This is a genomic window from Methanospirillum stamsii (assembly GCF_003173335.1).
Classification (GTDB): Archaea; Halobacteriota; Methanomicrobia; order Methanomicrobiales; family Methanospirillaceae; genus Methanospirillum; species Methanospirillum stamsii.
In genome coordinates this window covers 114,469-126,604 of record NZ_QGMZ01000008.1, presented here as the reverse complement: position 1 = coordinate 126,604, position 12,136 = coordinate 114,469, and the positions used below count along the sequence as shown (strand labels likewise).

The 12,136-nt window shown below is 45.6% G+C and carries 14 protein-coding genes and 1 tRNA gene; 4 read left to right on the top strand and 11 right to left on the bottom strand.

The features are described from left to right. Window positions 1-132: 132 nt before the first annotated feature. Window positions 133-591: a GNAT family N-acetyltransferase gene (locus tag DLD82_RS03735; RefSeq protein WP_109939766.1), complete on the top strand. Its 459-nt coding sequence runs from the start codon at window positions 133-135 to the stop codon at window positions 589-591. A gap of 2 nt (window positions 592-593) precedes the next feature. Here DLD82_RS03735 and DLD82_RS03730 read toward each other — a convergent pair whose 3' ends face one another. Beyond that, window positions 594-875: a hypothetical protein gene (locus tag DLD82_RS03730; protein ID WP_146199681.1), complete on the bottom strand. Its 282-nt coding sequence runs from the start codon at window positions 873-875 to the stop codon at window positions 594-596. 409 nt (window positions 876-1,284) lie between these two features. Between DLD82_RS03730 and DLD82_RS19130 the strand changes: the two genes are divergently transcribed. Beyond that, window positions 1,285-1,887, top strand: coding sequence for a type II toxin-antitoxin system HicB family antitoxin (locus DLD82_RS19130; RefSeq protein ID WP_245920355.1), 603 nt, complete (start codon window positions 1,285-1,287; stop codon window positions 1,885-1,887). 218 nt (window positions 1,888-2,105) lie between these two features. Here DLD82_RS19130 and DLD82_RS03720 read toward each other — a convergent pair whose 3' ends face one another. From DLD82_RS03720 to DLD82_RS03705, 4 genes are all read right to left on the bottom strand, one after another. Beyond that, window positions 2,106-2,435 carry a nucleotidyltransferase domain-containing protein gene (locus DLD82_RS03720; RefSeq protein ID WP_109939764.1) on the bottom strand — a complete coding sequence of 110 codons (330 nt, stop codon included), beginning with the start codon at window positions 2,433-2,435 and terminating at the stop codon, window positions 2,106-2,108. After that, window positions 2,432-2,827: a HEPN domain-containing protein gene (locus DLD82_RS03715; RefSeq protein WP_109939763.1), complete on the bottom strand. Its 396-nt coding sequence runs from the start codon at window positions 2,825-2,827 to the stop codon at window positions 2,432-2,434. Before DLD82_RS03715 ends, DLD82_RS03720 begins: the two co-directional genes overlap by 4 nt. Further along, entirely contained in the window at window positions 2,814-3,116 is a 303-nt protein-coding gene (locus DLD82_RS03710) for a type I restriction-modification enzyme R subunit C-terminal domain-containing protein (RefSeq protein ID WP_181391231.1), read from the bottom strand. The genes DLD82_RS03715 and DLD82_RS03710 overlap by 14 nt, the downstream gene beginning before the upstream one ends. Before the next feature lie 164 nt (window positions 3,117-3,280). Then, window positions 3,281-3,354, bottom strand: a tRNA-Phe gene (locus DLD82_RS03705). A 131-nt stretch (window positions 3,355-3,485) separates the two neighbouring features. On the opposite strand from DLD82_RS03705, the gene DLD82_RS03700 reads away from it, so the two are divergent. Next, window positions 3,486-4,463 carry a DHH family phosphoesterase gene (locus tag DLD82_RS03700; protein ID WP_109939761.1) on the top strand — a complete coding sequence of 326 codons (978 nt, stop codon included), beginning with the start codon at window positions 3,486-3,488 and terminating at the stop codon, window positions 4,461-4,463. On the opposite strand, the gene DLD82_RS03695 is transcribed toward DLD82_RS03700, so the two are convergent. Beyond that, the gene (locus DLD82_RS03695; RefSeq protein WP_109939760.1) at window positions 4,450-5,223 is read right to left on the bottom strand and encodes a hypothetical protein; all 774 of its coding nucleotides are present in this window, start codon (window positions 5,221-5,223) and stop codon (window positions 4,450-4,452) included. The genes DLD82_RS03700 and DLD82_RS03695 overlap by 14 nt on opposite strands. A 132-nt stretch (window positions 5,224-5,355) precedes the next feature. On the opposite strand from DLD82_RS03695, the gene metG reads away from it, so the two are divergent. Then, window positions 5,356-7,350 carry a methionine--tRNA ligase gene (metG, locus tag DLD82_RS03690; RefSeq protein ID WP_109939759.1) on the top strand — a complete coding sequence of 665 codons (1,995 nt, stop codon included), beginning with the start codon at window positions 5,356-5,358 and terminating at the stop codon, window positions 7,348-7,350. 3 nt (window positions 7,351-7,353) lie between these two features. Here the strand turns inward: metG and DLD82_RS03685 are convergent, their stop codons facing one another. The 5 genes from DLD82_RS03685 to DLD82_RS03665 form a co-directional block, all read right to left on the bottom strand. After that, window positions 7,354-7,827: a HEAT repeat domain-containing protein gene (locus DLD82_RS03685; RefSeq protein WP_109939758.1), complete on the bottom strand. Its 474-nt coding sequence runs from the start codon at window positions 7,825-7,827 to the stop codon at window positions 7,354-7,356. A gap of 24 nt (window positions 7,828-7,851) precedes the next feature. Then, complete coding sequence (locus DLD82_RS03680; RefSeq protein ID WP_109939757.1) at window positions 7,852-8,637, bottom strand: hypothetical protein; 786 nt, start codon at window positions 8,635-8,637, stop codon at window positions 7,852-7,854. Window positions 8,638-8,872: 235 nt separating this feature from the next. Then, window positions 8,873-11,068, bottom strand: a complete 2,196-nt coding sequence (locus tag DLD82_RS03675) for an elongation factor EF-2 (protein WP_109939756.1) — start codon at window positions 11,066-11,068, stop codon at window positions 8,873-8,875. A 43-nt stretch (window positions 11,069-11,111) separates the two neighbouring features. Continuing rightward, a complete protein-coding gene (locus DLD82_RS03670; protein WP_109939755.1) occupies window positions 11,112-11,696 on the bottom strand; it encodes a 30S ribosomal protein S7 in 585 nt (194 codons plus the stop codon). A 5-nt stretch (window positions 11,697-11,701) separates the two neighbouring features. Further along, window positions 11,702-12,130, bottom strand: a complete 429-nt coding sequence (locus DLD82_RS03665; RefSeq protein WP_109939828.1) for a 30S ribosomal protein S12 — start codon at window positions 12,128-12,130, stop codon at window positions 11,702-11,704. Between the last annotated feature and the right edge of the window lie 6 nt (window positions 12,131-12,136).

Sequence of the window (12,136 nt, the reverse complement as noted above, 5' to 3'; positions counted from 1 at the left end):
AGGGCCCATTGATATCAGCTTATTCCACCGGAAATGACAAAGACCCATTTATTAAATAAAGACCAGAAATCCCTTATTTCTTAGGATTATACAAATATTGGATCAATTTTGCAGAACATAACAATATCGCCAATGAATCCGAGTAATTTCGATGAAGCGAAAAAAATGATGGAGAAATCTTTTGCTGCTTCTATGGATGATTTACCGGATAAATTTGGAGCTAATCATAACCCCGAAGACCTCCCTTCAATAGATGGCATACTCGAAAAAACAGAAGACACTCCATTAGTATTTTATCAAGACGAGACGATGGTGGGAGGGGCTGTACTGACAATTAATGATGATAATAACAACATTTTAAGCCTTTTATTTGTCGACTCAAATTGTCTTGATAGAGGTATCGGCTATAGAGCATGGCTGGAAATAGAGAATAGATATCCACAAACAAAGACATGGACAACATTCACACCACCCGATTTGATGAGAAATGTGTACTTTTATGTAAACAAATGTGGTTTTCAGATCATCAGAGTAGATGGTCCCAAAAGTGATGACCCAATGTTTGTGTTTCAAAAAGTTATGCGAAAATAAAATTATTTCACCCCAAACACCGCCCCCTTCTTCTCCTTCCCTTCAAGTACCCGTTTCACCCTCCGGACCGGAGCAACATACAACCTCTCTTTAATCATCATCTTCACTCCTCTCCCACTCCCGGACAGACTCATCATCCCGACTGCTCCCCCATCCCGGTCCCGGATCACCTCTTCTCCTAACCGGAGAAGAAACGAGATCACCTGGGATTTCCCAACCTGAAACGATCCGATCCCGTCCAGGTATATCACAATCATCTCTCCTTCCATCCGGAACCGGCCCACTTTCTCCAGCGAACGGGACAAATGCTCGCGAACAACCGCAAACCTCCGGAGGGGAAGAACCCTTCCAGGTCAGGCCATTACACTTTCAGGTCTGTATAAACCTAGAAATTTTTTTCTCTCCTCCTCTGTAGGATCCGGGTCCGGTGATAATATGCCCGTGAGCTTCCTATGCCGAAGACCTGGTATTCACTCCGGACCAGCCAACCCGCAACACGTCACTGTACAAGTCTCTTCCAACGGATAGATCCGGAGATATCCGATACCCTTCCTGTGATATTACGTAGCGATACTTTCCTATGATTGTCTGTTATTTACTTCAAATTGAAATTGAATCCCATATTTTCAGGGAAGATGTTTATTGCTCTGAAAATAAGATAATATAAAGAATTTTAGCATCTTCCTGACTACCATGAAATTAACCATCCTCTGTGAAAAAGATGAAGAAGGGCATTTCATCATGGAATGTCCTGAACTTCCAGGCTGTCTTTCAGAAGGGGATACCCTCGAAGAAGCTCTGGAGTCTATCAACGAAGCTATTGCCGGGTGTATTACCAGTCGTATAAAAATCGCCACCTGCAAACTCCTGAATAATAAAACTCCTGATAATCTCTCCTTCTCACTTGAGATACCTGAAAGTACTCATGCAGATCCCCTAAATACCCGTCTTCGCACCCGGGAATATCGCACGCAGACCAGACGAGTCATCACGTTCTCACCTCTGACTCGCAGAGCTGGGAATAACAGGTCTCACCCGTCCCGAAGTGTGATCACAGGGAATCCTGCCAGGCGATCGCATCACCATCACAGAAATCACCACTGGTTAAGCACCGGTCCATCTCTCCAGCCGGGAATGGTGCAAAGCTGGCTGGACTTCATCGTCAACTCCGATGGTAACAGGCCTTGCGAAGTGTTCCCGGTTGGGTCTTTCCCTTCGTTCGTTCCAAGTAATGGGTGGGCTTTGTCCCGCAGACGATACACGGTTTCTTGTCGGGCCAGCCATCCACCGGTCTGATATCCAGAAGTCATACATACTGGGATCCCAGGAATAGGCTTTCGGCAGTCGGTAAACTGTATTCTGTTCTCCCTCACCGGTGAAACAGGTTCCCCAGTTCACCTTGAATTAACACAGAAAATCCCTTTCACAGGAGGTCAATCAGTATATATATCGACATAATCATCATTTTATAAAATCTAGAGGATGAAATAAAATTCATCAATATAATAATTTCATTACCCGGTCCCAAGTACTGCCTGATGAGGTCCAGTTAATGCACTCTCCAGAACGCTTGATCTGGTCTTCATACGCTCAAACTCTTCTGGTGTATAACAGAGATAATCTATTGAATATCCTGTTCTGATTCTTTTTCTGACCAGGGGAAACCGCTCATGCTGGGGAACATCTTTGAAAGACTCTGATACCACTATCACATCAAGATCTGATTCATCATGGGCTGTTCCCTGTACCCGTGAACCAAACAGGATTACATCTTCAGGCTGAAAGAGTTCAATAAGTCTCGGAAGTATCTCTGATCTAAACAGATCAATAACCGGATCAATCATGGATTACTCCCATCAGGATATAACAGCACAGCAAATATCTTCTGTGCCTTCCTGATCCGGTCCCTTGCAATAGCCTCGGTATAGTATTCACAGGGGATCACCTCGCTCATATCAGGATATCGTGATGTCTGGTAATCACCCATCAGGTCGATAAGATCAGGTAAGATCTCATCCGGACACTCGAGAAGAACCCCAAGTCGTTCAAGATCATGGGTTCTTGGGATGGAACGACCGGATACCGAGATCAGCCCTTTGAGCAGTTTTTCTACAGACTGATGAGAGTAGAACGCTGCCGAATCAAATCCTGCTATTGAAAGGTTCTTTTCAGCAATCTGGAGATCATGGACTGCCTGCTTAATCCACCGGTCTCCAATCTCCTCATAATCTGTCACTGATCTCCTCCGTGCTGTATTTACTCATTGTTTTTCTGTTCTCAAAAGGATACCTGAAGATTATCCGGCCAATACCTCTGATAACTCTTGTATGACCGGTTGTAACTGTGCCCGAAAGAGTTGTATCGCTTTTACTCTCCCCCCGGTCAGAAAATGGCTGATTATCCAGGTCATCCATCTCAATGCTGAGCGAAGTTCCCATATGGTCCCGGATCATCTCCAGCCACCTTACCGGCTCATCTGAAAAAACATGACCATTCCCATCGATCCATTCTTCGGTAACACCCACGACATCGATAATATAGAACAGGGTTTTTCAATACATCGAATTTCGGTTATGAAGTCGTACTTTGGATTTCATAATCCAGGGCTGGAACGATAAGAAATATAATATAATCAATCTTATAGAGTGGTTAAAAAATGAGTAAAACACGAAGTGTTTTACAAAAACTATGCCCCAGCCCGGATTTGAACCGGGGACAACCAGATCTTCAGTCTGGCGCTCTCCCAGTCTGAGCTACTGAGGCGCGACTATACAGATTGAATTCATGCATAATTAATACTTTCCTTTTGATGTTGAGATCAACCACCTCTTGCATGACCGGACAATGCATCTACACCACGTCCATTAAGGCATCTGAAGACCGACATTATCCCGATGTTTTTCAGGAAACGGAGTGCACAACCGGATATCGCTAAAATTACTGCAGATATCGCCCTCCGGACAGCAAAAGTAGTTCATCTTACTCACAATGATTTTGATGCAGTCGGCGCAGATGCAGTTCACCGTATCAGGTACAGGAATGAAGGAGTCCACACCATATTCAGTTCGGTAGGTAAATTCCCCATATACCTGGAGTTATTCACCCAGATTGCAGGAAACGGAGATACCCTCTCCATCAGTGACCTTTCATACCGCCGGGGACTTGAATCACATCTCCGGAAAATCAGGCAGAAAGGATGGAGAATCGAATGGCGTGATCATCACCGATGGCATGAAGATGAGATCGGGCTGGTGAAAAGTATTGTAGATCATTTACATATCGATACCGGGAGATGTGCCTGTGGCATATGTGCAAGTGACCTGACTCCCGATGATATCATCACCCAGGAAATTGCCCTGGTGGTGTGTGATTATGACCTCTGGAAACACCAGGATCCGAGATCAGGAGTTCTTGGCTTAGTTCTCCAGCGACATAAAAACAGGGAACATGTCAGAGACATGTTAATGCTCGGGGTATTTGATGACAAACTTATCCGGAGTGAATATGAAGATATCATGCGGGAGATGAACCGGGTCATGGAACGGACAAAAAAAGCGGCCAGTATTCTGGGATCCAGATACCGCACCATAGTAACCCCGATGTATGGATATCCTAGTGAAACCGCTGCATACCTTCGGAAAGAACTCGGATCAGATATCGAAGTGCTGGTATCGAAGTCGGGTAAATTCTCTATACGATCTGTCCCTCCAATCAGCCATAAAATAGCAAGGGAATTTGGTGGTGGCGGACATCCCAATGCAGCGGGAGGGTTTTTTAACTTTACCCTGAAAGACAAAATACTCCTTTTTCTCCTGAAAAGAAACCGGTGGTTTACAAAAATCGCACGTTATGCAGACACTATAGAGAAATAACTGCAGAACCCTTAATTTTTTTCCAGCATTCATCCTCCGAACCGATACAATACCCTGCTACCTTCAGATGGTCAGAATCCACATACTGCATCATGCCCGAAATATCGCGTTCTGATGCATTACAAAGAGTTATCGTCCGGATTTGATACTGATCAATAAGGTCATCCATGAGTGAAATTTTATCTGCCGGAAGGATAAGATCCCGTGAATATTCTAAAAATTCTTCAAGCATATCGGATGTTGGGTCATGAATGTAAAGCACATTTTTCGGGCCTACCAGAAGTTCAATCTCAAGAGGGAGGGGGCAGGTCAGGTGAATGACATGACCGGTTATCCTGTTATCACGAAGTGTTCTCAGTAAATGATTGAAAGAATGACATATTTCAGCAAATGCATCTTCATTTTCCGGAGCAGGAGAAGATGAAAGAACTGATGGACTTTCATGCACTGACCGGATACTCACTTCATGTTTTGTTAGCATGGAGTAATCACGGACAATTTCATTCGATTCGACCAAAGGGCCCATTTCTTCATCCCATGAGAGTGCCTTTTCAATCCGGGGACGGAGGTATCTTCCACCAACCCCCATCTCATCAATTTTTGCATCTTTCTGAGCAGAATAAGACCGATACATCTGAAAAGTAATCAGATCAGCCTCAATTCCCCGGTGCCGGGAGATCAAATCTTTCAGGTCAGAAATAACCGGGATATCTGGTTCTGACCCGAGTGAAATGGATTTTAACGGATATTTTTTACTCATTTGTGTCCGGTCTCCTCATGGTGCCAGCCTGCGCAAGGACCAGCCTCATTCTCGTGCCGGTCACGGAATAAGGAAAACAGGGGTACTCATGCTCTGTATATTTTATAGAATTATCTTCAAAAATGTACCTTAATGAATAGCCGCCCACTTCTTGTAACTTGTGGCCTTCCATATACCAACGGCCCCTGTCATCTTGGCCATCTCCGGACTTATGTGCCTGCTGATTTTTATGTCAGGTTCATGCGTCATTCCGGGGAAGAGGTGGTCTTTATCTGCGGCTCAGATAATCATGGGACACCCATTGTCGTAAGTGCAGAAAAAGAAGGAATAACCCCAAGACTTCTCTCCGAACGATATCATACTCATTTTGCAGAGACCTTCAAAAAAATGCAGGTGAAGTTTGATCATTTTGGGATGACCGATGATCCGGCAACTCACGCTCGTGCAAAGCACCTGGTTGGAAGATTAATAGATCGGGGATATGTGTATCCAAAAGTAATCCAGCAGGCATATTGTACAAAATGTCAGAAATTCCTTCCTGACCGGTACCTTGAGGGCATCTGTCCGTACTGTAAGAAACCGGCACGGGGAGATGAATGTGACCAGGGATGTGGAAAACATCTCGAACCAGGAGAAATTCTTGAGCCTACCTGCAAAATTTGTGGAAGTCGTGCTGAGTACCGGGAACAGGAACACTTCTTCTTTAAACTATCCGGATTCCATGACTGGCTGAAAAACTACCTTGGTGAGTTGAAAGGAACGGATAATGCCATCAATTATGCAATGGGCTGGGTAAATGAAGACCTGCATGACTGGTGTATCACCCGGACCCTTGACTGGGGAGTAAAATTCCCCGGACATGACAATCTGGTAGTGTATGTCTGGGTTGACGCCCCCATTGGATATATTGCATTTACCGAGGAATGGGCAGCACAGGCAGGAAAAGACTGGAAAGATTACTGGTGCGGGGAAAATACGAGAGTTACCCATTTCATCGGGCAGGACATCACATACCATCACTGTATCTTCTGGCCTGCCATGCTCCAGGGTGCCGGATATGGCATTCCACATGCAGTGGTTGCTTCAGGAATGCTTAAAATTGACGACCATAAGTTCTCAAAATCACGTGGGTATGTGGTCTGGACAAATGAGGACTACCTGGATCAGGGACTTCCGGCTGATTATCTCAGGTATTATATGCTGACCTATACCAGCCACACCAAAGAGATGAACTTCTCCTGGCAGCTCTTCCAGGAACGGGTCAATAATGAAGTAGTGAATAATTTAGGGAATTTTATTTACCGTTCTCTTCATCTCTCGCACAAACAGTTCGGAGGAGTTCCGGAAGGAACTGTTGAAGAAGAGATAAAAACCAGGATACATGAAACCATTAAGACGGTAACATCCCTTGTTGAGTCTTTTGATTTTAAAGGGGCCGTAGATAGTATCCTGTTACTTTCAGCCTGGGGTAACACATACATTCAGAGTAAAGAACCCTGGAAACTTGCAAAGACTGATCCAATCGCAATGGCTCAGGTTATGTGCAACTGTCTGCACCTGGCAAAGGCATTAGTGCTCATGATTGAACCGGTTATGCCGGAACGGGCATCTCTCATATGGGGTCAGCTTGGACAAAGCGAAGAAATCTCAAATGCTAACTTCGAAGATTTGAATAATAACCTGACACCCGGGTCACTACCCGCACCATCCATTGTATTTACAAAAATTGATGATAAAATGACAGCAGATTTTGATTGCAGACTCAGGGAACGTGTAGATGCACTGGATGCAGAGAAAAAACCACAGACCCCTCATATTAGTATAGACGAGTTTGCAAAGGTTGAGATGAAAACCGGAAAAGTTCTCTCTGCAGAACCGGTTCCCAAATCATCCAAACTTCTGAAACTGCAGGTCAGTCTTGGAGATGAAGTACGGCAGATTGTCAGCGGTATCGCCCAGTTCCATAAACCTGAAGATCTGGTTGGAAAAGACGTCGTAGTTTGTACCAATTTAAAACCAGCGAAAATCTTTGGAATAGAGAGTAATGGAATGATCCTTGCTGCCGGAGATGAAGCATCACTTCTGACCCCAATAAGTCCCGTGTCTCCAGGAACAAAAATCCGATAAACTCTATTTTTCCAACTTTTTTATTGCTGCTGATAAGGATGCATGAACATCCGGATCTGATTCATGTTTCATTGCTTCCTGTAATAAATCAACAATAGTATTATCACCGGACATAGAAAGCCCGTCAGCCGCGATTCTCCGGGTATATGAGTGATCATCAGAGAGCATCCGGGTAAGGACAGGGACAACCCGTGGATCCTGCATTCTGCCCAGTGATTTTGTTGCCATGTACCTCACATGATCTTTTGGGTCGGATGTAAGCCGGATAAGGGGATCTATAGATCCAATATCACCAATTCCCCCGAGTGCTTCAGCGGCACGATACCGAATTACCCAGTTGTCATCTTCAAGGAGCGTTTGTAGATCCGAAACTGCAGAGGTTCCGGTTTTCACAAGGTTTTCCATGCTGAGTGCACGAACTTCCTTCTCGGCACTCCGAAGTCCGGACAAATAAATCCCGATATTATCTGATACCATGATAAAAAAAAGGAAAAAAAGAGATTAGTAAGTCGACGTATATTCGTGTGTCTGGGCGAGATCAAACAATCCGCTTGCAACTGTTCTCTGACGATCCTTAATCATCGTTGTAACATTCGTCGGAGTTGAACAGTCCTCTGTTGAAGCCGGATCACCGGTAACAAAGTTCGTATTCATGAATACTTCCGCTGAACCTACCGCCAGGGTATTATTTGCATCAGTACCGAGGCCCTGAGCATCAAACCCATACCGGAGGTTTACCGGCACTGTTGAACTCTCTGAAATTGCCCTGCCACTCAGTTCTGTCACTGCTGCAACTTCCCGGACATTCATTCTGCTTCCTGCATCCACTGTTCCGGAGAATGCTGCTGATCCGGCATTGGTTCCACCGGCAAAGACACAACGTCCAACGTCAGTACTGTTAGAGGATGCCCCATCCACAGTAATAGTACCCTGTTCATCCCAGATCAGACTTCCACTATTATCAGTCTCAAAATTCACCGTATGCCTGACATTCAAATTATCTCTGCCCTGGGATACATTTGAACCGTCCATACTGTAATCTTTGGTGTATAACGTCTGCCCGTCAGCTCCCAGGGTATCTTCAGTGTACGTGAAAATTGCCCTGGTCTCCCCATCTGTCAGATTGTGATCAAGCAGATTTGATCCCTCATTGCTCGACTGGTGCCATTCCATATCATGGTCAACGATAAAGGTCCCGATACATGTAGCATCAATGGTAGTACTAATCCCAGTCTGATCATATAATGCTGAAGTGGGACGGATTGCAGATGCCCACCCCGTAATCATCAGTAAAACGATAATAAGCGTTAAGCTTATCCGCCTTAATTTACAGGCTTCCATATTGATCAACCCCATCAAATTACTGACCACATCCGTAGTCAAATTGGTCACGAAAATTTCGTCGGTGATCCATATATACCTTGTTAAATTTTAATGGAAAAATATTCGAAATTTAAGCATTATAAAGAAAAATAAATATAAAAAATTTAATTTAATCGAGTGATGAAAAAAGGGAGCGGATTTAGGCAAGGTAATCCGCGGGCTTAGGCAGCTCTTCCTTGAGCCCCTTGCGCTTACGGATCTGCAGAACAATTTCTTTCGCAGAACCGGATGGAACTATCTCAAATCCGGCGAATTCACTGTTCCACATGGCACGACCCTCGGTTGCTGACCTGACATCCCCGGCAAACCCGAAGAGTTCTGCAACCGGTGCCTTACCGATTACGGTAATGGTATCTCCTTCACTTGCCATGTCAAAGACCTGACCGCGGCGGCTCTGGATCTGTGAGGTAGCACCTCCCATATTATCCTGCGGAACGGTGATGTGCAGTTTCTGCAGTGGTTCAAGAAGGGAATCCCCTGCAAGAAGCATACCACCCTTGATTGCACTCCGCACTGCCGGAATAACCTGTGCCGGACCACGGTGAATAGCATCCTCGTGAAGCTTGACATCAACAAGTTTGATGAGCATATTCTGGACAGGCTCATCTGCAAGCGGCCCGCCATCAAGGGCTTCGTGGATACCGTCGATGATAAGTTCCATTGTTTCATTCAGGTACTGAATACCTTTTGTCATATCAAGGAGGATGTTGGTTGCATAGATGTCCTTGACACTTTTTGCTTCATCCTTCTCAAATCCGGCCTTGACCATCGCGTCACGACGCTCAAGTGATTCCTGATTCATGGAAATTTCATGACTCTTGATCATTTCAACAACATGCTCAGGAAGTGGATGAAGAGTGAAATAGAACCGGTTATGGCGGTTTGGAGACTTCCCTTCTACTGGATCAGTGAGTTCCTGGGTGATGGTCTCACGGTACACCACAATTGGTTCTGAAGTGATGATCTCAACACCCTTATCACGCTTGATACGTCCGGTGATAATTTCAAGGTGCAGTTCCCCCATACCAGAGATAAGGTGCTCCCCTGTCTCTTCATTAATATTGACACGAAGTGTTGGATCTTCCTTTGCCACCTGTCGTAAAACTTCGACAAGTTTTGGGAGATCCTTCATGTTCTTTGCTTCAACTGCAACAGTAACGACAGGTTCAGAGTAATGCTCAAGTGACTCGAACGGAGTCATTTCCATAAGGCTGGAAACCGTTGAACCGACGACCGCATCTTTGAGACCGGTAACTGCTGCGATGTTTCCTGCATAAAGCTCCGGAACCTCCACTCTGGTCGGACCCATAAAGATACCAACCTGCTGAAGACGGTTTACCTTTTTTGCAGTTCCCATGATATACATCTCATCGCCACGGGTTAATTTTCCGGAGAAGAGACGTCCGGTGGCAACTTCACCAGCATGAGGATCAAAGGAGATATCGGTGACCATCATACAGCTTGGTGCAGTTGGATCACAGGTCATCATACCCTTGCCTTCAGGAGTGTTGACATCACCATGCCAGATAACACCAACACGGCGTGGCTGAGCGATTTTTGGGTTTGGAAGGAAGGATACGACCATATCAAGGACGACTTCACAGAGGGGACTCTTCTTTGCAAGTTCCTTCATCTCTCCTTTTTTACAGTGTTCATACACTTCTTTAAAGGAGATTCCGGACTTTTTCATGTAGGGAACAGATATTGCCCAGTTGTACAACGCTGAACCAAATGCAACCGTACCACCGGCAGCATCAAGTTTCCAGCCATTGTTGTACATTTCCTCGTTCATACCCTTGATCAGCTTGTTTACCTTGTCAATGACCTTACCAAGCCGGATCTGCATCTCCATTTCATCGACCTGCAGCTCATTGATAAGCCGGTCAACCTTGTTGATGAATAAAACAGGTTTTACACGCTCTTTAAGTGCCTGCCGAAGGACAGTTTCTGTCTGAGGCATGGTCCCTTCGACTGCATCGACAAGAACGACTGCTCCGTCAACAGCACGCATGGCACGGGTAACATCTCCACCAAAATCAACGTGACCGGGAGTATCAATCATGTTGATGAGGTATTCTTTTCCCCCATACTCGTGAACCATCGAAACGTTTGATGCATCAATGGTGATACCACGGGCCTGTTCTTCTTCGTCAGAATCCATCCAGCAGGCTTTTCCCGCCAGATCTCCACTGATAATACCTGCACCGGCCAGAAGGTTGTCAGAAAGGGTCGTCTTACCATGATCGATATGGGCAACAATACCAATGTTTCTGATACTTTCCGGCTGGTTCATGAGCTGCATGACGCGCTCGACCGTTTTCTTCCCTCGGCTCATATTTCACCTGAAATTTTTTAAAAAAACAGAAATGGGATATTTTTTACCGTGCAGACTTTGCAACACGTTCCCGTTCTTCACGCTTTGCGACAGAGTAGCACTTTGGATCCCCATTTGAGGCTGCAATGAGTTCCTCAGCAAGGGCGTTCGCGACAGGTTTCTTCTTTTTATGGGAAGCAGAATACACGCCTGCTGCAATTAATCCGACTGCGGTATTGACTCTTCGCATCGGAGCAGTGTCAACGGACTTTGGCACATTGATACCACCATATTTGAGACGAACAGTCTCTTCACGCGGACCGGTATTTGCAACAGCATCACAGAGGACTTCTATTGGATTCTTCTTGGTCTTCTGGTGGACTATGTCAAATGCGTCCTTGACGATGCGGATTGCAAGCTGCTTCTTTCCAGTGTTTACTTCAGTACGCATCAGCTGGTTAATCAGCCGCTCGACGATGAGCATATTTGCCTTATGGAATTCCTGGCGGGTTAATCTTCCACAGGAATGAGGAACCATCATCGAGTTCAGGTTTACGTACCTGGCGATACCCGGGTCGCGAATAGCGACCTCACTTGTGTCCCAGCGGTTAAAAAGGAGCCGTGCCGGGGCAGATACTTCTTCACTCATCACGATCACCTGCGTGGCTTCTCCTTCCTGCCTATAACCAATTCATGGAGACAGACATTATTCACTTTTGTCACCACGAACCGGACCCCGGGAATATCTCCCATTGAACGACCGAGACGACCGCCGATACCTTCGATTTCTACTTCATCGTGTTCATCAATGAAGTTGATTGCTCCGTCACCAACCGCAAATGCGGATACCTGACGACCATTCTTGATAAGCTGAACACGGACACATTTCCGGATAGCTGAGTTTGGCTGTTTTGCTTCAACTCCAATCTTCTCAAGAACAATACCTCTGCCCTGGGGCGCGCCCTCCAGAGGATCTGACTTAAGTTTCAGACCACCGGCAGTTCTTGCGAAATGCGGGTCGCTCCAGCGAAATCTCGATGAGTCACGCTTTAACTTACGTGCTGCAAATTTACCCTGTCCCATTACATC